The 23,587-nt window shown below is 73.2% G+C and carries 23 protein-coding genes; 11 read left to right on the top strand and 12 right to left on the bottom strand.

The genetic code is table 11. The features are described from left to right. Positions 1-22 precede the first annotated feature (22 nt). Positions 23-1,081: a zinc-dependent dehydrogenase gene (locus ASG36_RS11100; protein ID WP_055764975.1), complete on the bottom strand. Its 1,059-nt coding sequence runs from the start codon at positions 1,079-1,081 to the stop codon at positions 23-25. 320 nt (positions 1,082-1,401) lie between these two features. Here ASG36_RS11100 and ASG36_RS11095 point away from each other — a divergent pair, with 320 nt between their 5' ends. The 4 genes from ASG36_RS11095 (at position 1,402) to ASG36_RS11080 (ending at position 6,841) form a co-directional block, all read left to right on the top strand. After that, the gene (locus ASG36_RS11095) at positions 1,402-3,408 is read left to right on the top strand and encodes a PTS mannitol transporter subunit IICBA (RefSeq protein ID WP_055763731.1); all 2,007 of its coding nucleotides are present in this window, start codon (positions 1,402-1,404) and stop codon (positions 3,406-3,408) included. Between the two features lie 162 nt (positions 3,409-3,570). Next, on the top strand, positions 3,571-4,320 hold the full coding sequence (locus ASG36_RS11090) for an SDR family oxidoreductase (RefSeq protein ID WP_055763729.1): 750 nt from the start codon (positions 3,571-3,573) through the stop codon (positions 4,318-4,320). A gap of 96 nt (positions 4,321-4,416) precedes the next feature. Then, entirely contained in the window at positions 4,417-5,541 is a 1,125-nt protein-coding gene (locus ASG36_RS11085; protein ID WP_055763727.1) for an NDMA-dependent alcohol dehydrogenase, read from the top strand. 172 nt (positions 5,542-5,713) lie between these two features. After that, positions 5,714-6,841 (top strand): NDMA-dependent alcohol dehydrogenase, encoded by a 1,128-nt coding sequence (locus tag ASG36_RS11080; protein WP_055763726.1) that lies wholly within the window; start codon positions 5,714-5,716, stop codon positions 6,839-6,841. Between the two features lie 50 nt (positions 6,842-6,891). On the opposite strand, the gene ASG36_RS11075 is transcribed toward ASG36_RS11080, so the two are convergent. Continuing rightward, entirely contained in the window at positions 6,892-7,161 is a 270-nt protein-coding gene (locus ASG36_RS11075; protein ID WP_055763724.1) for a DUF2277 domain-containing protein, read from the bottom strand. 28 nt (positions 7,162-7,189) lie between these two features. Then, positions 7,190-8,380, bottom strand: coding sequence for an acyl-CoA dehydrogenase family protein (locus ASG36_RS11070; RefSeq protein ID WP_055763721.1), 1,191 nt, complete (start codon positions 8,378-8,380; stop codon positions 7,190-7,192). 60 nt (positions 8,381-8,440) lie between these two features. Between ASG36_RS11070 and ASG36_RS11065 the strand changes: the two genes are divergently transcribed. The 4 genes from ASG36_RS11065 (at position 8,441) to ASG36_RS11050 (ending at position 12,195) form a co-directional block, all read left to right on the top strand. Then, positions 8,441-9,028, top strand: coding sequence for a TetR/AcrR family transcriptional regulator (locus ASG36_RS11065; RefSeq protein ID WP_055763719.1), 588 nt, complete (start codon positions 8,441-8,443; stop codon positions 9,026-9,028). A 136-nt stretch (positions 9,029-9,164) separates the two neighbouring features. Then, complete coding sequence (locus ASG36_RS11060; protein WP_235494870.1) at positions 9,165-10,253, top strand: iron ABC transporter permease; 1,089 nt, start codon at positions 9,165-9,167, stop codon at positions 10,251-10,253. After that, positions 10,250-11,347, top strand: coding sequence for an iron chelate uptake ABC transporter family permease subunit (locus tag ASG36_RS11055; RefSeq protein WP_235494867.1), 1,098 nt, complete (start codon positions 10,250-10,252; stop codon positions 11,345-11,347). The genes ASG36_RS11060 and ASG36_RS11055 overlap by 4 nt, the downstream gene beginning before the upstream one ends. A 14-nt stretch (positions 11,348-11,361) precedes the next feature. Further along, positions 11,362-12,195 (top strand): ABC transporter ATP-binding protein, encoded by an 834-nt coding sequence (locus ASG36_RS11050; RefSeq protein WP_055763717.1) that lies wholly within the window; start codon positions 11,362-11,364, stop codon positions 12,193-12,195. A 10-nt stretch (positions 12,196-12,205) separates the two neighbouring features. Here ASG36_RS11050 and ASG36_RS11045 read toward each other — a convergent pair whose 3' ends face one another. The 5 genes from ASG36_RS11045 to ASG36_RS11025 all read right to left on the bottom strand — a co-directional run bounded on the left by ASG36_RS11045 (position 12,206) and on the right by ASG36_RS11025 (position 17,822). Continuing rightward, complete coding sequence (locus tag ASG36_RS11045; protein WP_055763715.1) at positions 12,206-12,532, bottom strand: putative quinol monooxygenase; 327 nt, start codon at positions 12,530-12,532, stop codon at positions 12,206-12,208. Positions 12,533-12,664: 132 nt separating this feature from the next. Continuing rightward, a complete protein-coding gene (locus ASG36_RS11040) occupies positions 12,665-14,509 on the bottom strand; it encodes a BCCT family transporter (protein ID WP_055763713.1) in 1,845 nt (614 codons plus the stop codon). Positions 14,510-14,728: 219 nt separating this feature from the next. After that, positions 14,729-15,754 carry an iron-siderophore ABC transporter substrate-binding protein gene (locus ASG36_RS11035; RefSeq protein WP_055763711.1) on the bottom strand — a complete coding sequence of 342 codons (1,026 nt, stop codon included), beginning with the start codon at positions 15,752-15,754 and terminating at the stop codon, positions 14,729-14,731. Positions 15,755-15,779: 25 nt separating this feature from the next. Then, positions 15,780-16,796 carry an ABC transporter substrate-binding protein gene (locus ASG36_RS11030; protein ID WP_200944435.1) on the bottom strand — a complete coding sequence of 339 codons (1,017 nt, stop codon included), beginning with the start codon at positions 16,794-16,796 and terminating at the stop codon, positions 15,780-15,782. 30 nt (positions 16,797-16,826) lie between these two features. Next, entirely contained in the window at positions 16,827-17,822 is a 996-nt protein-coding gene (locus ASG36_RS11025) for an acyl-CoA dehydrogenase family protein (protein WP_055763709.1), read from the bottom strand. A gap of 38 nt (positions 17,823-17,860) precedes the next feature. Here ASG36_RS11025 and ASG36_RS11020 point away from each other — a divergent pair, with 38 nt between their 5' ends. Both ASG36_RS11020 and ASG36_RS11015 read left to right on the top strand, forming a co-directional pair. After that, complete coding sequence (locus tag ASG36_RS11020) at positions 17,861-18,778, top strand: mechanosensitive ion channel family protein (RefSeq protein WP_055763707.1); 918 nt, start codon at positions 17,861-17,863, stop codon at positions 18,776-18,778. Continuing rightward, complete coding sequence (locus ASG36_RS11015) at positions 18,775-19,293, top strand: hypothetical protein (protein ID WP_055763705.1); 519 nt, start codon at positions 18,775-18,777, stop codon at positions 19,291-19,293. The genes ASG36_RS11020 and ASG36_RS11015 overlap by 4 nt, the downstream gene beginning before the upstream one ends. A 108-nt stretch (positions 19,294-19,401) precedes the next feature. Here the strand turns inward: ASG36_RS11015 and ASG36_RS11010 are convergent, their stop codons facing one another. The 4 genes from ASG36_RS11010 to ASG36_RS10995 are packed head-to-tail and all read right to left on the bottom strand — an operon-like array spanning position 19,402 to position 21,709. Next, the gene (locus tag ASG36_RS11010) at positions 19,402-19,899 is read right to left on the bottom strand and encodes a hypothetical protein (protein WP_055763704.1); all 498 of its coding nucleotides are present in this window, start codon (positions 19,897-19,899) and stop codon (positions 19,402-19,404) included. After that, positions 19,899-20,915, bottom strand: coding sequence for a zinc-dependent alcohol dehydrogenase family protein (locus ASG36_RS11005; protein ID WP_055763702.1), 1,017 nt, complete (start codon positions 20,913-20,915; stop codon positions 19,899-19,901). Before ASG36_RS11005 ends, ASG36_RS11010 begins: the two co-directional genes overlap by 1 nt. 49 nt (positions 20,916-20,964) lie before the next feature. Continuing rightward, complete coding sequence (gene tatA, locus ASG36_RS11000; RefSeq protein WP_055763700.1) at positions 20,965-21,249, bottom strand: Sec-independent protein translocase subunit TatA; 285 nt, start codon at positions 21,247-21,249, stop codon at positions 20,965-20,967. A 40-nt stretch (positions 21,250-21,289) separates the two neighbouring features. After that, a complete protein-coding gene (locus tag ASG36_RS10995) occupies positions 21,290-21,709 on the bottom strand; it encodes a MarR family winged helix-turn-helix transcriptional regulator (RefSeq protein WP_055763698.1) in 420 nt (139 codons plus the stop codon). Positions 21,710-21,789: 80 nt separating this feature from the next. Between ASG36_RS10995 and ASG36_RS10990 the strand changes: the two genes are divergently transcribed. After that, positions 21,790-23,583, top strand: a complete 1,794-nt coding sequence (locus ASG36_RS10990; RefSeq protein ID WP_055763697.1) for an ABC transporter ATP-binding protein — start codon at positions 21,790-21,792, stop codon at positions 23,581-23,583. The last annotated feature ends 4 nt before the right edge of the window (positions 23,584-23,587 follow it).

The raw sequence follows: 23,587 nt of genomic DNA, 5'->3' as shown, positions 1-23,587 counted from the left end.
CCTTCTGCGTTCTAGGGGGGGCCTACGGCTCGACGGTGACCTTGATGGCCGAGCCGGCCTTGACGATGTCGAAGGCCTCCAGCGCGCGCTCCAGGGGGAGCCGGGCGGTGATGAGGTCCTTCACCGGCACCTGGCCGGTGGAGATGTACTCCAGCGCCCGCTTGTTGTGCTCGGGCGCGGAGCCGTTGGCCCCGTGGATGTGCAGCTGGCGGTAGTGCACGACGTTGGAGTCGCAGGTGATCGTCGGGTTGGTCTTGGGCAGACCACCGAAGAAGGAGATCCGGCCGTTGCGGGCCGCCATCGCGATGGCCTGCTCCTGCGTGATGTTCGCGGCGGTGGCGGTGATGACGACGTCGGCACCGCGGCCGCCGGTCAGCTCCATGACCCGCTCGACGACGTCGACCTCGGCGCCGTTGATCGTCTCGTCGGGCTGGACGGCGTCGGCCGACATCTGCAGCCGCTCGGCGTTGACGTCGACGAGGAAGACCTTGCCCACCTTGTGCACGCCGCGGGCGATGCGGATGTGCATGCAGCCGATGGGGCCGGCACCGAAGACGACGAGGGTGTCGCCCTCCTCGATGTCCAGCAGCTCCTGGGCGTTGATCGCACAGGCGAAGGGCTCGGCGGCCGAGGCCTCGTCGTAGCCGACGTTGTCCGGGATCCGGTTGAGCCCGTCGACCTTGAGCACCTGCTTGGGCACGATCATGAACTCGGCGAAGCCACCGTCGTACTGGTAGCCGACCGAGGTCTGGTTCTGGCAGACGGCCATCCAGCCCTTGCGGCACTCGTGGCACTCCCCGCACGGCACCGCGGCGATGACCTGCACGCGGTCACCGGGGGCCCAGCTGCTGCCGTACGTGCTGTTGACGTCCGCGCCGACCTCGACGACCTCGCCGGCGATCTCGTGGCCGATGGTGCGCGGCGGGGTCAGGTTCTGGTGGCCGTTGTGGAAGATCTTGACGTCGGTGCCACAGGTCGAGCAGTTCTTCACCGCGATCTTGACCTCGTCCGGACCGCACACGGGCTCCGGCACGTCCTCGAGGCGGACGTCTTCGGGGGCGTAGAACCGCAGGGCCTTCATGGTGTCCTCCACAGGGCTGGATGAGGGGCGGGGACGGGCAGCTGGACCACACATGTCCACACCGAGATGTGTCTGTGGTCACCCTAGCTGCGGTCCCAGGCCGGTCGCCGGGCCGGAATGACGCCCGAGAGGGCCCGAGTGTCTCCGTTCAGGACCGAACGAGTCTGACTCTAGGTCCTTGACGCGCGCTGTGCGCCAGGATACAAACGCATACACAGATCCGTGACTGCCATCACAGGGTCTGTCACCCATCACTGAGCAGGCCCCGGAACACCCCGCCGACAGCGGCCTCCGAGGACCTCCACGGAGGAAGGCACGACATGGCCAGCACCACAGAGGCAGCACCCCGCGGGGGGGCCCGGCTGCACGTCCAGCGGTTCGGCACCTTCCTGTCGAACATGGTGTTGCCCAACATCGGGGCGTTCATCGCCTGGGGCCTCATCACCGCCCTGTTCATCCAGACCGGCTGGATCAAGCTGATCGGCGACGCGCTCGGCTACGAGGGCGGCTACGGCTTCGTCTCCCAGCTCGGCGCGTGGGCCAACGCCGACGGCACCCCGATGCACGAGGGCACCGGGATCGTCAGCCCGATGATCACGTACCTCCTGCCGCTGCTCATCGGGTACACCGGCGGCCGGATGATGTACAACGACAGCCTCCGCGGCGGGGTGGTCGGTGCCATCGCCACCATGGGTGCCATCGCCGGCGCCAGCGGCACGCCGATGTTCCTGGGCGCGATGATCATGGGTCCGCTGGGCGGCTGGTCGATGCGCAAGCTCGACGCCCTGTGGTCGCACAAGATCCGCCCCGGCTTCGAGATGCTGGTCAACAACTTCTCCGCCGGCATCTGGGGCGGTTTCCTCGCCGTCATCGGCTTCGTCATCGCCGGTCCGTTCGTCAGCGCCTTCAGCACCGCCGCCGGCAACGTCGTGGACTTCCTGGTCGAGCGGAACCTGCTGCCGCTGACCTCGATCTTCATCGAGCCGGCGAAGATCCTGTTCCTGAACAACGCCATCAACCAGGGCATCCTGACCCCGCTGGGCACCAACGAGGCGGCCAGCACGGGCCAGTCGATCCTCTTCCTGCTCGAGGCCAACCCCGGCCCGGGCCTGGGCCTGCTGATCGCCTTCGCGCTCTTCGGTCGCGGTGCCGCCAAGGCCTCGGCACCCGGCGCGATCCTCATCCAGTTCGTCGGCGGCATCCACGAGATCTACTTCCCGTACGTGCTGGCCAAGCCGAAGCTCGTCGCCGCGGTGATCCTCGGCGGCATGGCCGGTGTGGCCACCAACCTGGCCTTCGGCTCCGGCCTGCGCTCCCCGGCCTCGCCCGGCTCGATCATCGCCGTGTGGGCGTCCTCGCCGCCGAGCAGCCTGCTGGGCGTCACCGCCTCGGTGGTCGTCGCGGCCGGTGTCTCGTTCCTCGTGGCGGCCTTCCTGCTGAAGATCGACAAGAGCGGGGACGGCGACCTGTCGGCGGCCACCGCGCAGATGGAGGCCAACAAGGGCAAGAAGTCCTCGGTCTCCGGGATGCTCGGCGGCTCCGGTGCCGGCGCCCCCTCGGGCCCGATCCACTCGATCGTGTTCGCCTGCGACGCCGGCATGGGCTCCTCGGCCATGGGCGCCTCGGTGCTCCGCAAGAAGGTGCACGGCGCCGGGTTCACCGACGTCACCGTGGTGAACAAGGCCATCTCCAACCTGACCGACGACGCCGGCCTCGTCGTCACCCACCAGGACCTCACCGCCCGCGCCCGGCAGAAGACCCCCTCGGCCACCCACGTGTCGGTCGAGAACTTCATGGCCAGCCCGCGCTACGACGAGATCGTCGAGCTGCTCCAGCAGCAGAACGGCGCCGGTGCCGGCACTGCCGCCGCCGCGACCTCGGCCGGCGGGGTCGACAGCGGGCTGCTGGCCCGTGAGTCGATCGTGCTGGACGCCTCGGGCGACAAGTCCGCGGCGATCGAGCAGGCCGGTCAGCTCCTGGTCGCTGCCGGCGCCGTCGACGCCTCCTACGTGCGGGCCATGCACGAGCGGGAGACCTCGGTGTCGACCTACATGGGCAACCTGCTGGCCATCCCGCACGGGACGAACGAGGCCAAGCCCTCGATCAAGCGGACGGCGATCTCCTTCGTCCGCTTCCCGCAGGGCGTCGACTGGAACGGCAAGCAGGTCGAGTTCGTGATCGGCATCGCCGGCGCGGGCGACGACCACCTCAAGCTGCTCGGCCGGATCGCGGAGGTCTTCACCGACGACGCCCAGGTCGCCCAGCTGTCGGCCGCCCGCACGCAGGACGACGTCCTCGCCGTCCTGGGGGCCATGCAGCCCGCGTAGGCAGCTCCCGCAAGACGACGGCCCCGGTCCCTGCGGACCGGGGCCGTCGTGCGTCTGCACCCTCCCGCCACCCCCGGCAGGGGAAGCCCTGCACCCACGTCCGGACGCCCACCCTGGGTGCAGGGCATCCCCTGCCGGGGGTGGGGCGGGCAGCATGGCCTCGTGGACACCCCCCAGCGGCCCGTCACCGTCGTCACCGGCGGCTCCCGCGGGATCGGGGCGGCCACGGTCGCCGCGCTCGCCCGGGCCGGGCACGACGTCGTCGTGGGCTACCGCGCCGACGCGGACGCCGCAGCGCGGGTCGTCGACGACGCGACCTCCGTGGGCGTCCGGGCGGTGGCCGTGCAGGCCGACGTCACGGTCCCGGCGGACGTCGACCGGCTCTTCGCCACCGACCTCGGCCCGGTCACCGGCCTGGTGGCCAACGCGGGGCTGACCGCCCACCTCGGCGACCTGGCCGACACCCCGGTGGACGTCGTCCGCACCGTGCTGGACGTGAACCTGCTCGGTGTGGTGCTCTGCTGCCGGCGGGCCGCCCAGCTGATGAGCACCGACCGGGGTGGCGCCGGCGGCGCGATCGTGGCGGTCTCCTCGGCGGCGGCGACGCTGGGCTCCGCGCACGAGTACGTGCACTACGCGGCGGCCAAGGCCGGCGTGGACGCCCTGGTCGTCGGGCTGGCCAAGGAGCTGGCCACGGCGGGCGTGCGGGTGAACGGCGTCGCGCCGGGGCTGGTGCGCACCGACATCCACGCCGGCGCCGGCGACCCGGGCCGGCTGGACCGGGTGACCGCCCGGGTGCCGATGGGCCGCGCCGGGGAGCCCGACGAGATCGCCCCGGCCGTCGTCTGGCTCCTGGGGCCGCAGGCCGGCTACGTCACGGGCACGGTGGTCCGGGTGGCCGGTGGGCTCTGAGAACGATCCCAGCAGGGAGTGACACCGGTCACCACTGACCTCTACGGTCTCGGTACTGGCACTCGGTGCCACGTCCCCGACCGAAGGTGAGCGACGATGCCCATCCGCACCCGCGCAGCGATCATCCGGCAGTCCCCCGGTGAGTACGAGACCGTCGAGCTCGAGCTCGACGACCCCCGCCAGAACGAGGTCACGGTCAAGCTGACCGCCTCGGGCCTGTGCCACTCCGACGACCACCTGCAGACCGGCGACATGGTCCTGGGCCACTACCCGATGTGCGGCGGGCACGAGGGGGCCGGTGTGGTCACCGCCGTCGGCCCGCACACCCCGGGCTACGAGGTCGGCGACCACGTCGTCTTCTCGTTCCTGCCCGCGTGCGGGAAGTGCGCGGCCTGCTCGCGGGGTCAGTTCAACCTCTGCGACACCGGCGCCAACACCCTGGTCGGCTCCCGCGCGGACGACGTCAGCAGCTTCCGCATGCACCTGGACGGCGAGGACGTCGGGCAGATGGCGGGCATCTCCACCTTCGCCGAGTACACGACCGCGCACGTCGACTCGGTCGTGAGGATCCCCAAGGACATCCCGCTCAAGGAGGCCGCCCTGGTCGGGTGCGGGGTGCCCACCGGGTGGGGCTCGGCCACCAACATGGCCGGCATCGAGCCCGGTCACACCGTGATCGTGATGGGCGTCGGCGGCATCGGCATCAACGCGGTCCAGGGTGCCCGGCACGCCGGGGCGACCACCGTCATCGCCGTCGACCCGGTCCCCTTCAAGCGGGAGAAGGCCCAGGAGTTCGGGGCCACCCACTCCTTCGCCGACATCGCCGAGGCCACCACGTTCGCCCAGTCGATCACCGAGGGGCAGGGTGCGGACTCCGCGATCGTCACCGTCGGCGTCACGACCGGCGAGCACGTCGGCCAGGCCGTCGCCGCCATCCGCAAGGGCGGGACCGTCGTCCTCACCGGTGTGGGCAAGATGGCCGAGGTCGGCATCCCGGTCTCGCCGTTCGAGATGGTGATGATGCAGAAGCGCATCCAGGGTGCGATCTACGGCGGCAACAGCCCGCACGACGTCATCCCGCGGCTGCTGCGCATGTACCAGGCGGGTCAGCTCAAGCTCGAGGAGCTGATCACGAAGGAGTACACCCTCGACGAGGTCGCCCAGGGCTACCGCGACATGCACGCCGGCACGAACATCCGCGGCATCGTCGTCTACGAGTGAGGGCGCGGCCGCGCCGGCCACGGTCGGCGCGGCCCCCTCTGGACACGGTCGCGGACGCACGGCAGATTCCCAGTGACCGCGGTCACCGCGATGTCAACGCATGCGTTTATGGTCACACCGACACCTGACACCGGGTGCCAGTGCCGCCGATCTACAGGAGAGCTGAGCAACGATGCCCACGACCACCACTCGCGCCTCGATCATCCGCGAGTCCCCCGGCCACTACGAGACCGTCACCCTCGAGCTCGACGACCCGCGCAAGGGCGAGGTCCAGGTCAAGCTCGCCGCCTCGGGCCTGTGCCACTCGGACGACCACCTGCAGACCGGTGACCTCCAGGTCATGACCTACCCCTTCTGCGGCGGCCACGAGGGCTCCGGCGTCGTCACCAAGGTCGGACCCGACACCCCCGGCTTCGAGGAGGGCGACCACGTCGTCTTCTCCTTCGTCCCCTCGTGCGGGCAGTGCATGGCCTGTCGCCGCGGCGACTTCAACCTCTGCGACAAGGGCGCCCTGCTGCTCGTCGGCTCGCGCGCCGACGACGCCGAGGACTTCCGCATGAAGCTCGACGGCGAGAACGTCGGCCAGATGTGCGGCATCTCGACCTTCTCCGAGTACACGACCGCCGACGTCGCCTCGGTCATCAAGATCGACAAGGACATCCCGCTCAAGTCCGCCGCGCTCGTGGGCTGCGGCGTGCCGACCGGCTGGGGCACCGCGGTCGAGGCCGGCCAGGTCAAGCCCGGTGACGTCGTCATCGTCATGGGCATCGGCGGCATCGGCATCAACGCCGTCCAGGGCGCCAAGCACGCCGGCGCGACCAGCATCATCGCCGTCGACCCCACCCCCTTCAAGCGCGAGATGGCGCAGGAGTTCGGCGCCACCGACGTGTTCGAGGACATGGACCAGGCGACCGCCTACGCCCAGTCGATCACCCAGGGCCAGGGCGCCGACGTCACCCTGATCACCGTGGGCGTGCTCAAGCCCGAGCACCCCGCCCAGGGTCTGGCCTCCATCCGCAAGGGCGGCACCGTCGTGGCCACCGGCCTCGGCGCGATGACCGACATGGCCCCGATCTCGATGTTCGACCTGACCCTCATGCAGAAGCGGCTGCAAGGCGCGATCATCGGTGCCCAGTCGCCGCACTCGGACATCCCGAAGCTGCTGCGCATGTACCAGGCCGGTCAGCTCAAGCTCGACGAGCTGATCACCAAGGAGTACACGCTGGACCAGGTCACCGAGGCCTACGAGGACATGCACGCCGGCAAGAACATCCGCGGCGTCATCGTCTTCAACGACTGAGGAACTGACGAGAAAGGCGCTTCTTGCACTCGCAGGAAGCGCCTTTCTCGTCAGCGGGGGTAGCGGGCGGCGGCCTTCTCGCGGGCTCGGGCGGCGAGGACCTCGCGGTCGCGTGGGGGCGCTGTCGTCCGCAGGTCCTCCAGCAGGTGCCGGGTGGCGTGCGCGATCTCCGCCACCGCCCGGTCGAAGACCTCCTGGTTGGCCTGGGAGGGCTTGACCGACCCGCTCACCTTGCGGACGAACTGCAGCGCGGCGGCGTCGACCTCGTCGGACGTCGTCGCCGGCGCGAGGTTGTGCAGGACCCGGATGTTGCGGCACATGCCGCGAACCTAGGCCCGCAACCCCGCGTCAGGCCAGGGCGAACTCGGCCGGGGAGACCGCCGTGGAGACCGCGCCGCCCTTGGCCAGCGCCCGGCTGATCACCAGCCGCTGGATCTGGTTGGTGCCCTCGAAGATCTGCATGACCTTGGCCTCGCGCATGTAGCGCTCGACCGGGAAGTCCCGGGTGTAGCCGAAACCGCCGAGCACCTGGACGGCGTCGGTGGTCACCTTCATCGCGTTGTCGGTGGCCACCAGCTTGGCGATCGAGGCCTGCTGGGAGTACGGCAGGCCGGCGTCCTTGAGCCGCGCGGCGTGCAGCGTCATCGCCCGGGCGGACTCGACCGCGGCGGCCATGTCGGCCAGCAGGAACGCCAGGCCCTGGTGCTCGATGATCGGGACGCCGAAGGTCTCGCGCTCCTTCGCGTAGGCCAGCGCGTCGTCCAGCGCGCCCTGGGCCAGGCCCACGGCGACCGCGGCGATGCCCAGCCGCCCGGCGTCCAGACCGGCGAGGGCGATCGGCAGGCCCATGCCCTCCTCACCGAGCCGGCGGTCGGCGGACACCCGGACGCCCTCGAAGCGCATGGTCGCCGTCGCCTGGGCGGTGAGGCCCATCTTCCGCTCCGGCGGGTCGGCGATCAGACCGTCGCTGTCGGCGGGGACCAGGAAGCAGGAGATGCCTCGCGAGCGGTGGTCCGACGTCCGCGCCATGACCTTGTAGAAGTCGGCCTCGCCGCCGTGGGTGACCCAGGCCTTCTCCCCGGTCAGCACGTAGTCGTCCCCGTCGCGGACGGCGGTGGTGCGCATCGCGGCCGGGTCGGAGCCGGCGTGCGGCTCGGAGAGGCAGTAGGCACCCAGCAGCTCCCCGCCCAGCATGTCGGGCAGCAGCCGCTGCTTCTGCTCGTCGGTGCCCTGGGTGACCAGCCCGAAGCAGGACAGCCCGTGCACGCTCACCCCGACGCCCACACCCGCCCAGACCGCGCTGATCTCCTCCAGCACCTGCAGGTAGACCTCGTAGGGCTGTGCGCCGCCGCCGAACTCCTCGGCGTAGGGCAGGCCCAGCAGGCCGGCGCGGCCCAGGGTGCGGAACGCCTCGCGCGGGAAGACCTCGTCGGCCTCGGCGGCGACCACCTTCGGCGCCAGCTCCTCGCGGGCCAGCTCGCGGGTGAGCTCGAGGAGGTCGGCTGCCTCCTGGGTGGGGACCAGACGCTGGACCGGCATGACGGGACCTCTCATCGGTACTGCAGGACGGCGTGCAGTACGGAAGATAGCCTGGACGACGTGACCACGGCCAGAGCTGCCACCCGCGGCCCGGCCCGTCGGGAGGCCCTCCTCGACGAGCTGGTCGACCTGTTCCTCGCCGAGGGGTTCGCCTCCTTCACCCTCGACGAGCTGGCCCGCCGGCTGCACTGCTCCAAGAGCACGCTCTACGCCGTCGCCGGTAGCAAGGAGCAGCTGGTCGTGGCGGTCGTCCGGCGGTTCTTCGCCCGGGCCACGCAGGCGGTGGAGTCCCGCGCCGCCGACCCGGTCGACCACCGGGAGCGGATCGAGGCCTACCTGCTGGCGGTCAGCGAGCAGCTGCGTCCGGCCGGGCCGGCGTTCTTCACCGACCTGGCCGCGTTCCCGCCGGCGGCCGAGGTCTACGCCCGCAACACCCGGACGGCGGCCCGGCGGGTGCAGCAGCTGGTCAGCGAGGGCGTCGCGGCCGGCACGATCCGGCCGGTGCACGCCTCGTTCGTGGGTGCGGCCGTCGCCCAGGTCATGGGGGCGATCCACGCGGGGACCATCAGCGCCGAGACGGGCCTGGACGACGCCGCGGCCTACGCCGAACTGGCCGCCCTCGTCGTGGCCGGACTGCGCCGGGCCTGACCAGCTCGGTTCCCGGCGAGACCGTGAGAGCGGCCACACCCGGGTTGACCGGGGCCGCGACCGCAGCGGTAAGGTGAGCCTAACCGATCATGGTCCCGTGGGCCGTGTGTCCAGCCCCCGCCCCCAGGAGACGCCCGTGCCCCAGCGCGCTGTCGTCCCTGCCGCGGCGGAGGGCACCCCCGGTGACTCCGCCGCCGACGACCAGCGCAGCCGCGGCCTGCTGCCCGGCGCGGGCACCCGGATCGGCGGGCTCTGGCTGCTGCTGGCGCTCACCGTCGTGGTGTGCGGGCTCAGCATCGCCGTCGGCACCCGCGCGATCGGGCTCGGCACCGTCTGGCAGGCCCTCACCGACAACGGCTTCCCCGGCGACGAGGCCGTGGTGATCCGCGAGCTCCGGGTGCCCCGCACGCTGCTCGGCATCCTGGTCGGGCTGTCCCTCGGCGTCGCCGGTGCCCTCATGCAGGGCCACACCCGCAACCCGCTCGGCGACCCCGGTCTGCTCGGGGTCGCTGCCGGTGCCTCGGCCGCCGTCGTCCTGGCGATCTTCGTGCTGGGCGTGACCACCCCCGCCGGGTACGTCTGGTTCGCCTTCGGCGGCGCGCTGGCCGGCTCGGTCGCGGTGTTCGCCATCGGCTCCAGCGGCCGGGGCGGGGCCACCCCGGTCAGCCTGGCGCTGGCGGGAGCCGCGCTGTCGGCCCTGCTCTACGCGCTGGTGCGCGCCGTGCTGGTCAGCGACAGCCAGACCCTGGACAGCTTCCGGTTCTGGGTGGTGGGGTCGCTGGCCGGCCGGGACGCCTCGATCGCCTGGCAGGTGCTGCCGTTCATCGTCGTCGGGCTGGTGCTCGCGGTGGTCAACGCGCCCGCACTCAACCTGCTCGGGCTCGGCGAGGACGTCGCCCGCGGCCTGGGCCAGAACGTCCTGCTCGCCCGGGTCGTCGGCATCGCCTCGATCACCCTGCTCACCGGCGCGGCCACCGCGGCGTGCGGGCCGATCGGGTTCGTCGGCCTCGTCGTCCCGCACGTGGCCCGCGCCCTCACCGGCCCCGACCACCGCTGGTTGATCCCGTACTCCGCGCTGCTCGGCGTGATCCTGCTGCTGACCGCCGACGTCGTGGGGCGCATCGTCGTCCGGCCCGGGGAGCTGCAGGTGGGCATCGTGCTCGCCCTGGTCGGCGCGCCGTTCTTCATCGCGCTGGTCCGCCGCAAGCGGCTGGTGGGCCTGTGACCGCCGGCGGCTCGATCACCACGCGCTCCACCCCGCAGCACGTGGACAAGCGGCGCACCGTCCGCATCGGCCCGCTGTCGGGCGTCGTCCGCACCCGCCAGCTGCTGCTGCCCGTGGTCGCCGCGATCGCCCTGGTGCTGGTCAGCGCGGTCAGCATGGGCCGCGGCGACTACCCGATCGGGCTGCTCGACGTGCTGCGCACGCTGGTGGGCGCCGGCGACCAGACCCAGCAGTTCATCATCACCGAGCTGCGCGCCCCGCGGATCGTCGTGGGGGCCCTCGTCGGCCTGGCTCTGGGCCTGTCCGGCGCGCTCATCCAGACCTTCGCCCGCAACCCGCTGGCCAGCCCCGACACCCTGGGCATCAACGCCGGCGCCTCGGCCGCCGCGGTCGCGGTGATCGTGCTGGGGGGCGGGTCGAGCGCCGCGGCCGGCCTGCTCGGCGGACTCGGCCTCCAGGTGGCCGCGCTGATCGGCGCGCTGCTCACCGCCCTGCTCATCTTCGTGCTGGCCTGGGACAAGGGCGTGGACGGCTACCGCCTGGTGCTGGTCGGCATCGGCCTGGGCGCGGTGGGCTACGCGGTCGTCGACTGGCTGCTCACCCGCTCCGACATCACCGACGCCGCCGCGGCCACCGTGTGGCTGACCGGCTCGCTCAACGCCCGCACCTGGGACCAGGCCTGGCCGCTGGCGCTGGCGCTGTTGGTCCTCGTGCCGGTCGCGCTCGCGCTCTCCCGGGTGCTCGGCGTGCTGCAGTTCGGCGAGGACACCGCCCGCGCCCTGGGCATCCGGGTCGGCCGCGCGCAGGCCACCGTCGTCCTGGTCGCCGTGTGCCTCGCCGCGGCCGCCGTCGCCGCGGCCGGGCCGGTCCAGTTCGTCGCCCTCGTCGTCCCCCAGGTCGCCGTCCGGCTGGCCGGGGGCTCCCGCCCGCCGCTGCTGGCCTCGGGCCTGCTCGGCGCCCTGCTCGTGGTCGGCGCCGACCTGCTCGCCCGCACCGTGCTCCCCGTCGCGCTCCCCGTCGGCATCGTCACCGCCGTCATCGGGGCGCCCTACCTGCTCTGGCTGCTCGTCCGCGGCCGCCGCAGCATCACGTGAAGGAGGGACCGACCATGACCGCTGTCCTGGCACACCCCGAACTCGGCACCGAGGCCACGCCCCGGGTGCGGCTGGCGGCCGAGCAGGTGCGACTGGCCTACGGCGAGAACGTCGTCGTGGACTCCCTGGACCTGGACCTGGTCGACGGGTCGTTCACCGCCATCGTCGGCCCCAACGGCTGCGGCAAGTCCACCCTGCTGCGTGCGCTGGGCCGGTTGCTGCGCCCCACGTCGGGCCAGGTGGTGCTCGACGGCAAGCCGATCGCCAAGACCCCCACCCGCGACGTCGCCCGGGTGCTCGGCCTGCTCCCGCAGACCCCCATCGCCCCCGAGGGCCTGACCGTGGCCGACCTGGTCGCCCGCGGCCGGCACCCGCACCAGTCCTGGCTGCGCCAGTGGTCCCGGGACGACGAGGCCGTGGTCGCCGAGGCGCTCCGCTGGACCGACATGCTCGACCTGGCCGACCGCCCGGTCGACGCGCTCTCCGGTGGTCAGCGGCAGCGGGCCTGGATCTCGATGGCCCTGGCGCAGGGCACCGACCTGCTGCTGCTCGACGAGCCCACCACCTACCTCGATCTCTCCCACCAGATCGACGTGCTGGAGCTGGTCGCCCGGCTGCACGCCGAGCGCGGCCGCACCGTGGCCGTCGTGCTGCACGACCTGAACCTGGCCGCGCGCTACGCCCAGCGGCTGGTGGCCATGAAGGACGGCGTGCTGGTGGCCTCCGGCACCCCCGCCGAGGTGCTCACCGAGCAGCTGCTCGACGAGGTGTTCGACCTCGAGGCCCGGGTCATCGAGGACCCGGTCTCGGGCACCCCGATGGTGGTGCCGGTCCGCCGCCTGCGCTGAGCGGAGGGCCTCAGCTGCGCGGGGCGACCTCGCCCATGGCGCCCCAGTCGTCCTGCGGCACCTCGACGTTGATGATCTTCGGGGTGTCGGTGACGAGGTAGGACATCTCGTCGATGGCCTTCTGGAAGTGCGGCTCGGCCACGTGGGCCTCCCCGGCGGCGCCGTCCCGGAAGGACTCCAGCAGCACCCAGGTGTTCTCCTCCTCAAGGCTGCGCGACCACTCGAAGAAGACGTTGCCGGGCTCGGCCCGGACGGCGGCGGTGAACTCGGCGGTGACCCGCTCCCACTCCTCGACCTTGTCGGGGCGGACCGGGAACTTCACGGCGATGAAGATCATGCAGCCATCCTCACCGACACCACGAAGCCCCGCCTCCCGGAGGGAGACGGGGCCAGGTGACGTGCTGGAACGGCCTCGGTGCAGGGCCCCGCAGCGCGCGGAGCGTGCCGTGGGGCGCGCCGAGGTCCTTCTCTAGTCCCGGGGTTCCTGCGGGCGGCCGGCGCCCATGGGCTCCCGCACCGGGATGGGCGAACCCACGTCGGCGATGGTGTTCTCGCCGTCCCGACGCCGGTCGGCTGCGGTGCGGGCCGGGGTCGGGCCGTCGGCCACGCCGTCGCCGTCCTCGTCGGGTGCGTGCCGCACCGAGATGACGAAGTCGTCGCCGTGCGTGGTGAGGCCGTGCACGACGGCCTGCTCGACCGCCTCCTCGGCGACGGTGCTGCGCAGCACCATCGGGTCGCTGCGCAGGTCCTTGGCCAGGGAGAACGCCAGGCCGACCATGACGATGGCGAACGGCAGCGCCGCGATGATGGTCAGGTTCTGCAGGCCGGTGAGGGCCTCGTCCCCGCCCACCAGCAGCATGATCGCCGCGACAGCGCCCATGACGACGCCCCAGAAGACGACCACCCAGCGGGAGGGCTCCAGGGTGCCGCGCTGGGAGAGCGAGCCCATCACGATCGAGGCGGCGTCGGCACCGGAGACGAAGAAGATCGCCACCAGGACCATCACCAGCACCGTGGCCACGCTGGCCAGCGGGTACTGCTGGAGGACGCCGAAGAGCTGCCCCTCGCTGGTGGACTGCCCGGCGACGTCGACCCCGCTCTGCTGGGCGGCGATCCCGGCCCCGCCGAAGATCGCGAACCAGACCAGGCTCACGACGCTGGGCACGAGCAGCACGCCGGTGACGAACTGGCGGATGGTGCGGCCGCGGGAGATGCGGGCGATGAACAGGCCGACGAACGGCGTCCAGCTGATCCACCAGGCCCAGTAGAAGACCGTCCAGCCCTGCAGCCAGGTGGCCATGGCGTCCCCGCCGGATGCCTCGGTGCGGGCGGCCATCTCACCGAGGTCGGAGAAGTAGCTGCCGATCGCGCCCGGGAGCAGGTTGAGGATCAACACGGTCGGGCCGACCACGAACACGAAGACGGCCAGGGTCAGCGCCAGCACCATGTTGGTGTTGGACAGCCACTGGATGCCGCGCGAGATGCCGGAGACCGCCGAGGCGACGAAGGCCATGGTCAGCACGGCGATGATGACGACGAGCAGGCCGTTGCCGACGTCGCCGGCCCAGCCGAGGATCTGCACGCCGGAGCCGATCTGCAGGGCGCCGAGGCCCAGCGAGGCGGCGGAGCCGAACAGCGTGGCGAAGATGGCGAGGACGTCGATGACCTTGCCGGCCGGGCCGCTGGTGCGCTTCTCCCCGAACAGCGGGGCGAAGGCGGCGCTGATCAGCTGCTTGCGGCCACGGCGGAAGGTGCCGTAGGCGATCGCGAGCCCGACGACGGCGTAGATGGCCCACGGGTGCAACGACCAGTGGAACAGCGTCGTGGCCATGGCGGTGGAGACGGCGTCGGGGGTCTCGGCCTCCACGGTGCCCGGCGGCGGGGAGACGTAGTGCGACAGCGGCTCGCTGACGCCGAAGAACATCAGGCCGATGCCCATGCCCGCGCTGAACATCATCGCGATCCAGGAGACGGTCTTGAACTCCGGCGCCTCGCCGTCGCGACCCAGCGGGATCTTCCCGTAGCGGGACGCGGCCAGCCAGATCACGTAGACCACGAAGCCCGAGGCGATCAGCACGAAGAACCAACCGAGGTTGGACTCGATCCAGGACAGGGCGCTGCCGCTGGTGGACCCGAGTCCGGCGGGGCTGGCGAAGCCCCAGGCGACGAAGGCCAGCGCGATGGCCGCGGCGACCCCGAACACGACGGTGTCCAGGTGGCCCTTCTCGTCGGCGGTGGCCGGTGGTGGCTCGGCGATCGCGGGGTGCGCGCCGGTGTCGGCCGGGCCCCCCGAGGTGCTGGGTGTGGTGGTCATCGGTGGGCGTGGCGCACGGGTTCGGCGCCCCTCCGTTCGGGCTCGGGGACAGGGAGCCGGCCCGTCCTCCCAGGTGAGAGGCACGGAGCCGACTCCCCACCGTCCGCCCCACCGGCCCCACAGGTCAAACCGAGGTCGGTCACAGCAACCCTTTCGTGACACGACGACGCCCCCTCCGGCAGGGCCGGAGGGGGCGTCGTCAGCAGGTGCGGAGGCGGGTCAGCCCGGGAACTGCTCCTGCAGCTGGGGCAGCAGCGCGTCGAGCGCGAACGGCACGCTGAGCACGTCGTTGTAGGAGATCGCACCACCCTCGGCGGACGGGTCGAGGTACAGCACCCGGCCCGCGGCGACCGCCGGGATGGCGGAGAAGACCGGGTCGGCCTCGAGCTGGGCGCGGGTCTCCTCGAGGTCGAACAGGGCCGGGACGACGATCAGGTCAGCGTCCAGCAGCTGGGACTCCTCGGCCGAGACGGTGGTGAAGAAGGAGTCGGTCTCCAGCCCCTGCACGGCGTCGGTGAGCTCGAAGCCGAGGCTGCGGAAGAACTCCACCCGGGTGTCGCCGGCGACGTAGACGCCGTAGCCACCGGCCCCGGTGGTGTCCGGGACGGTGATGGTCACCGTGGCGTCGGCGAACTGCGGGTTGGCGTCGGCAGCGTCGGTGAGCGAGCCGTCGACGTCCTCCAGCAGGGCCTGGGCCTCGTCGGCCTTGCCGAGGGCCTCGCCGATCATCGTGGTGGCCTCGTCCCGGCCGACCAGGAAGGCGGCCGAGCCCTCGGGGCGGGCGAGCACCGGCACGAGCTGGGAGAGCTGGTCGTACTCCTCCTGCTCGATGCCGCTGCCGATCGCGATCACCAGGTCGGGCTCCAGGGCCAGCACGTCCTCGACGGTGGGCACCTCGGCGACCGGCAGCAGCTCGATGTCGCCCTCGGCGGCCGGCTCGTCCTGCGCCCACGGGCCCAGGCCCGGGACGGTGGCGTCGGGGAAGGTGGAGAACTCCTGGAAGGCCACCGGGGTGACGCCGAGCGCGAGCACCGTGTCGACGTCGGTGTAGCCGGTGACCACGACGCGCTGGGGCTCGGACTCGATCGTGGTCTCCCCGAAGGCGTTCGGGATGGTGACCGGGAAGGCCCCGTCGGAGGCGGTCGAGGACCCCTCGGCGGCGGGCTCGTCGGACCCGCCACCGCAGGCGGTCAGGGTCAGGGCGGTGACCGCGGTGAGGGCGGCCAGGGTGGTGCGTCGGGACATCGGGGTTCCTCGTCGGGTCGTGGGGTCAGGCGGCGCTGGTGGCGGCGAGCGCCTGCACCAGCAACGGGGTGAGCTGCTCGACGGCGAAGGGCGCCGAGAGCACGGTGTTGTAGGACATCGCGCCGCGCAGGTCGGCGTCGGGCAGCACGAGGCCACCGGCGGTCACCACGGGCAGGCCCTGGAGCACGGCGTCGGCCTCGACGACCGGTGCGCTGGCCTCGTCGGTGAGCACCACGAGCGCGTCTCCGTCGGCCAGGTCCAGGCGCTCGCTGGACAGCTCGACGTAGAAGCTCTCCCCGGTGTCCTCGGCGAGGATGCCCTCGGGGACGGACAGGCCCAACTGGTCCATGACCTGGCCACGAGCGTCGGCAGGCAGGTACGCGCCGTAGACCCCGCTGTAGGGCAGCAGCACCGCGGCGGTCGCACCCGCGAACTGCGGGTTGGCCGCGACGGCGTCGTCGAAGGCCGCGTCGGCGGTCTCGATCAGCTCCTCGCCCTCGGCCTCCTTGCCCAGCGCCTGGGCGATCATCCGGGTCGCGTCGTCCCGGCCCACGCCGTAGGCAGCGGTACCCGCGGGGCGCACCAGGGTGGGGGCGACCTGGGAGAGCTGCTCGTAGACGGTCTCGTCGAAGCCGGCGGAGATGCCCACGATCAGGTCGGGGTCGAGAGCGGCGACCTCCTCGACGCTGACCTCGGCGGTCGGGTCGAGCACGGTCAGCTCGGCGCCGTCCAGGTACTCCTCCGCCCAGGGCCCCACGCCCGTCTCGGCGTAGAAGGAGAACGGCTGGACGGCGACCGGGACGACCCCGAGGGCCAGGATCGGGTCGGAGTCGGTCACCCCGAGGGCGACCACCCGCTCGGGGGCCTCCTCGATCGTCGTGCTGCCCCAGATGTGGTCGACGGTCACCGGGAAGGCCGCCGAGGACGACCCGGGTGCCGTGCCCTCTGCGGCGGGCTCGTCGTCCCCGGACCCGCAGGCGGCCAGCCCCCCGGCCAGCAGGGAGGCGGACAGGACGGCGGTCAGACGGGCAGTGCGGCGCAACGGAGCTCCTCGGTCAGTGGTGAGGGCAGCCTAACCTGAGCTGGGCAGCAGCTGTGTCAGCAGTGCCGCGCGGATGCTCGGCCGGGAGCCGAAGACGAGCAGGAACAGCGCCTCGCGGGCCAGCCGCTCCGCCGGGTGCCCGCGACCGACCGAGCGGCTGCCGGTGGCCACGGCGAGCAGTCCGCTCGCCCGGTGGGCCAGCGCCGCGGCGGCCGCGCGGGCCGCGGGCAGCTCCGCCGGGCCGGCCGCGTCCAGCTGCGTGCGGACGGCGGCGACGTCGGCGTCCAGGGCGGGCAGCTCGGCCAGCCGGGCGCACCGGGCGGCCACCCCGAGGGCCAGCGAGCCGTTGGGGCGCAGCCCCGCCGGGTCACCGGCCTGCCAGCGGGCCATCGGCACGGTGCGCACCAGCCGGCCGGCCGGCACCCGGTGGCCACGCACGGACAGCTCGACGGTGGAGCTGGCCTCCACCGCGACCAGCCGCTGCGGGTCCGCGGTGAGCGTGGGGCCCTCGACGGCGTCGACGAGCAGGAAGTGCACGACGTCCGCGGCGTCCCGGGCGGCGACCAGCAGCACGTCCACGTGCGCCCAGCCGGTCACCCAGGGGACCCCGCCGTCCAGCACGAACTCCTCCCCCTCGCGGCGCACGGTGATCGCCGGCGTCCCGGGCCGGGTGGCGGCCAGCAGCGCGATGCCCGAGCGGGTGCGGCCGGCGCAGAGGTCGGCGAGGAACTCCTCGCGCAGCGCCGCGGGCGCCTCGGCGACCATCCGGGGCACGCCCAGGTGCTGCAACCAGACGAACGTGGTCGCCAGGTCGCCCCCGGCGAGTGCCTCGACCACCGCGTGCACCGTGGCCTGGTCGGCACCTGCCCCGCCGGCAGCCACCGGGCCGGTCAGCCCGTAGAGCCCGGCCGCGGCCAGGGTCTCCAGGTGCGAGGTGGGCACCACCCCGGCGGCGTCCACCTCACCGGCGACCGGGAAGAACACGTCGTCGGCGATCGTCTGGGCCCGTGCGATGAGCTCGTCCACCCCGCCATCGTCCACACTGCACGGGTGGGAGCGCCGGGGTGAGCGGGCTGAGCGACATCACCGACTGGTTCGCCGGCCGGTTCCTCGAGGCCGTGCTGATCGTGCTGGGCGCCGTGCTGCTGGCCCGCCTCGCCGGCTGGACCGGTGGCCGGATCACCCGGCGGATCGACACCGCCGCCGCGGCGTCCGGTGAGCTGGTGCGCTCCGAGGCCGCCAAGCACCGGCACTCCCTCACCCAGGTGGTCACCTGGGCCGCGGTGGTGCTGGTCTACACCGTCGCCGTCGTGCTGGTGCTCTCCACCCTGGGCGTGCCGATCACCAGCCTGGTCGCACCGGCCACCGTGCTCGGTGTCGGGCTCGGCTTCGGTGCCCAGCGGCTGGTCCAGGACGTGCTGGCCGGGTTCTTCATCATCACCGAGCGGCAGTACGGCTACGGCGACTCCGTCGGCATCGTCACCCTCGGCGGGCAGGCCGACGCCTACGGCACCGTCGAGGACGTCACGCTGCGGATCACCCGGCTGCGCTCCCCGGACGGCGAGGTCGTGCACATCCCCAACGGCCAGGTCATCCGGGCGGTCAACTACTCCCGGGACTGGGCCCGCGCGGTCATCGACGTGCCCGTGCCCGCCGGCAACGACCCCGAGCGCTTCGACGCCCTGCTGCAGACCGTCGGCGAGCAGGCCTTCGCCGACCCCCAGCTGGGCCCGATGCTGCTGGACCCGCCCACCGTCATGGGGGCCGAGAGCCTGGAGCTCGACCAGGTCGACGTCCGCGTCGTGGCCCGCACGCTGCCGGGCAAGCAGTTCGACGTCAGCCGGGAGCTGCGTGCCCGGATCGCCCGCGCGCTGGCCCGCGAGGGCCTGGCCAGCACCCCGCAGGACGCCACGCCGCCGGCCGCCGGACCGCCCACCGACGGTGAGCGCGCCGCCGTCCGCACCCGGGACGACGGCGCGTGACCCGGCCCCCGGACCCCGCCGACCAGCACCCCACCGAGGTCGTCCCGACGGTGGCTCGCGCCGACACCGCCCCGGTGCCGACCGTCGAGCCCGCCCCCAGCGGGCGGGAGCGGCTGTTCCCCCGGTCCCGGCCCGGCCACCTCGGCCCCCTGCGCACCTCGACCGTCGTCCTGGCCGTGCTGTTCGTCGCGGTGTTCGCGCTGTGGGTGACGGTGCGGCCCCCGACGCCGCAGACCGAGGGCACCACGACGCCGGCGGTGCAGACCACCGTGGAGCAGCCGGTGCCCACGACCGAGGCCCCGGTGCCCACGACGACGGCCCCGGCCACCACGAGCGACGAGCCCACGACGACCCCGCGGACGACGACGACCAGCCGTCCCACCACCACCGCGCCGACCACCACCGAGGACGACGACCCGACCTCGACCCCGGCGACCACCACCCCGGCGCCCACCACGACCCGCCCGCCGGCCACCACGCAGCCGCCGACGTCCTCCGAGGCCCCGGAGACCTGACCGTCGAGTGCACGACTGCCGTGGTCACCGGGGCTCCGGGACCACGGCAGTCGTGCACTCGAGGGCCGGCCGCGGTGGGTCAGGCGGCGCTGCGGCGCCGGCGGACGGTCAGCAGGGCCGTGCACGGCTGAGACGCCGCTCCCGGGCCACCGGGTCGAAGGACCGCGGCCTGCGGCGGAACGCGAAGTTCGACCCCGCGCCGACCTCCTCGTGCGTGGGCGGGGTGTCGGCCGGGACGCCGCCCACCGGGTGGGGCTCCCCCGACAGCTGGTCGACGGCGTGGTCCCAGCGCAGACCGGCGAGGTCGGCGGCCCGGTGCAGCAGGCCGGCGACCACCCAGACGTCGCGTCGGTCCAGCGGCCCAGCGGCGACCACCACCAGCGCCGACACCGCGGTGCGCAGCAGCTCGCGGTCCCGGCTGCGGACCACGCGGGTCGCGGCGTCCTCCACCCAGCCCAGCAGCACCCAGGCGCGCCCGACCGACAGCGCCTCCGCCGTCCACCCGGACGGGTCCTGCCGCAGCGACCGCTCCACCTGCGCCTCCCAGGGCGAGCCGAGCGCCGGGACGCCGTCCCCGGGGTGCGCGTCGAGCAGCGGCAGCACCATCAGAACGCGGTGACCACCGTGACGCCGGGGCGTCGGCCGACCTCGACCAGTGCCGGGCCGGCGTCGTCCAGCGCGATCTCCCGGGTCACCAGGTCCTGCGGGCGGAGCCGGCCGGCCTCGATCATCGCCAGCATCGCCGGGTAGTCCGCGGCGGCCATCCCGTGGCTGCCGAGCACCGCGAGCTCGCGGGCGACGACCAGCTCCATGGGGACGACGGCCCGGCCCTCCGACGGCGGGAGCAGACCCACCTGGACGTGCCGGCCGCGGGGGCGCAGCGCGGCGATCGAGGCCTCGCAGGTGGCCGGGGAGCCCAGGCAGTCCAGGGACAGGTGCACCCCGCCGCCGGTGAGCTCGACGACGCCCTCGGCCGATGCCAGCACGTGCTCGGCGCCCATCGCGGTGGCCAGCTCCCGGGCCCCGGGCGAGGGGTCCACGGCGACGACCCGGGCCCCGCAGGCCACCGCGACCTGGACGGCGGACAGCCCCACCCCGCCGCAGCCGAGGACCGACACCCACTCCCCCGGCCGCACCGCACCCACCCCGGTGACCGCCCGGAACGCGGTGGCGAACCGGCAGCCCAGCGCGGCCGCGGTGGAGAACGGCAGCTCGTCGGGCAGGGCAACCAGGTTGACGTCGGCGGCGTCGAGGGCGACCAGCTCGGCGAAGGAGCCCCAGTGCGTGAACCCCGGCTGGGTCTGGCGCAGGCACACCTGGCCGGCCCCCTCCCGGCACGGCGGGCAGGTGCCGCAGGCGCAGACGAAGGGCACGGTCACCCGGTCACCGACCGCCCAGCGGCGCACCCGGGCACCGACGGCGGCGACGGTCCCGGCCAGCTCGTGGCCGGGCACGTGCGGCAGGACGACGTCGGGGTCGTGCCCGGACCAGGCGTGCCAGTCGCTGCGGCACACCCCGGTCGCACCGACCCGCACCACGACGCCGTCCGGGGTGGGGGTGGGGTCGGCCACCTGACGGACGGTCAGCGGACCGGAGAACTCCTCGAAGACGAGTGCGCGCACGCCATCAGCCTGCTGGACGTCACGTCGAGCGGTGAGGAGCGGGGGGAGGTCAGGAGGACAGCTCGCGCCGTTCGGCGTCGGCGCGGGCCCGGGCGGCCTTGGCGCGGGCCTCGAGGGCGACGGCCTCGGCCTCGCGGGCCTCGGCCTCCAGGTCGGGGGCGGCGGGGGCGGCAGAGGCGGCGCGGGCCTCGTCGTCCTTCATGCCGCCCATCTCGCCCTTGAAGATGCGCAGCGACCGGCCGATGGACCGCGAGGCGTCGGGCAGCTTCTTGTAGCCGAACAGCAGGAACACGGCCAGCACGATGAGGAGGATCTCCGGCGCACCCAGGTTCATGCGCCCAGGATGACCCCCGGTCCTGTGAACCCGCTGGACGTCAGCCGTCCACGAAGCGGCGCAGCAGCCGGGCGAGCTCGGCCCGCTCGTCGGCGGGGATGCGGCCCAGCGCGGCCCGGGCGTCCGCGGCGCGGGCGGCGGACACCTCGGCCTGCACCCGTCGTCCCTCGTCGGTGAGCTGTACGAGCACCGCGCGCCGGTCGGTGGGGTCGGGCACCCGCTCGACCAGGCCACGCCCGGCGAGCCCGTCGACCACCTCGGTCGCCGAGCGCGGGGCGATCCGCAGGCCCTCGGCCAGCGCGGACAGCCGCAGCCCCTCGGCGCGACCGACGACGCCGAGGGCGCGGGCCTGGTGCGGGGAGAGGTCCCAGGGCTCCAGCACCTCGCGCCAGCGGCCGCGCAGCGAGCGGGCCGCCCGGACGATCAGCTCGCCCAGGTCGTCGTCGGGGGAGGGGGGCACGGCGGGAATGCTAGCGGCCACCGCGTTGCTACCTCACCGTGAGGTAACCTCACTAACACCCGACAGAGAGGGGGACGTGGATGCCACGCCCCGAGGGCCGGCCCGACCCGGCCGACAAGACCCAGCTCGAGCGCAACCCGGTGCGACTGCGCCGCGTGCTGTCGCTCTTCCGCCCCTACCGGCTGCAGGTCGGCGTCGTCATGGCGCTGATCGTGGCCAGCTCGGCGATCGCCCTGGCGACGCCGTTCCTCGTGCGCACCGTCATCGACGACGCACTACCCCAGCAGGACGTCCGGCTGCTGGCCTGGGCCGTCGCCGGCATGGTCGGCGTCGCCGCGGCCACCTCGCTGCTCGGCGTGGTGCAGACCTGGATGTCCACCACCGTCGGCCAGCGGGTCATGCACGGCCTGCGGACGTCGGTCTTCAGCCACCTGCAGCGCCAGTCGCTGGGCTTCTTCACCCGCACCCGCGGCGGTGAGGTGCAGTCCCGGCTGACCAACGACATCGGCTCCATGCAGTCGGTGGTCACCTCCACCGCGACGAGCCTGGCGTCCAACGCCACCACCGTCGTCGGCACCGCGGTCGCGATGGCCGCGCTGAGCTGGCGGCTGTCCCTGCTCTCCCTCGTCGTGCTGCCGCCGGCGATCTGGCTGACCCGCCGGGTCGCGCTGATGCGCCGCGAGGTCACCGCCGCCCGCCAGCGCCGGATGGCCGACATGCAGACCCAGGTCGAGGAGGGCCTGTCTATCTCCGGCGTCCAGCTGGGCAAGACCCTGGGCACCGGTCCGGCACAGTCCGCCCGCTTCGCCGACACCTCGGCCGACCTGGTCGCCCTCGAGGTGCGCTCCCAGCTCGCCGGTCGCTGGCGGATGGCCACCATGAGCATCGTCTTCGCCGGCATCCCCGCGCTGATCTACCTGTTCGCCGGGCTGCCGGCGACCTCGGGCGGGATGACGATCGGCACCCTGGTCGCCTTCACCGCGCTGCAGGGCACGCTGTTCCGCCCGCTCATGGGCCTGCTCGACGTCGGCGTGCAGCTGACCAGCTCGATGGCCCTGTTCAGCCGGGTGTTCGAGTACCTCGACCTGCCGGTGGACATCGCCGACCCCGAGACGCCGCAGACCCTCGCCGCGGCACGCGGTGAGGTCCGGCTGGAGCACGTCGGCTTCCACTACGGCGACCCCGGGCGGCCGGCGCTCACCGACGTCGACCTCGTCGTCCCGGCGGGCAGCACGCTGGCCCTGGTCGGGGAGACCGGATCGGGCAAGACCACGCTGGCCTCGCTGGTCAGCCGGCTCAACGACGTGACCGCGGGGCGGGTGACCATCGACGGCGTCGACGTCCGCGACCTGTCGCTGGCCGAGCTGGCCCGGGTGGTCGGCGTGGTCAGCCAGGAGACCTACCTGCTGCACACCACGATCCGGGAGAACCTCCGGTACGCGAAGCCCGACGCCACCGACGCCGAGATCGAGGACGCCGCCCGCCGGGCCCAGGTGCACGCAGTGATCGCGGCGCTGCCCGACGGCTACGACACCCTCGTCGGCGCTCGCGGGCACCGGTTCTCCGGCGGGGAGAAGCAGCGGCTGGCCATCGCCCGCACGCTGCTGCGCGACCCCCGGGTGCTGGTGCTCGACGAGGCCACCAGCGCGCTGGACAACGAGACCGAGCGCGCCGTGCAGGCCGCGCTGGACGAGGTCGCCCGCGGCCGGACGACGATCACCATCGCCCACCGGCTGTCCACCGTCCGGGACGCCGACACCATCGCGGTGCTGGCCCACGGCCGGGTCGTCGAGCAGGGCAGCCACGACGAGCTGGTCGCCCACGGCGGCCGGTACGCGGCTCTGGCCGGTTCGCCGGTGGGCGTTCCCGCCTGACCCG

It is taken from the genome of Geodermatophilus sp. Leaf369 (assembly GCF_001424455.1).
GTDB lineage: Bacteria > Actinomycetota > Actinomycetes > Mycobacteriales > Geodermatophilaceae > Klenkia.
The sequence above is the reverse complement of the archived record's forward strand: the minus strand, read 5'-3'. Positions and strand labels throughout refer to the sequence as shown.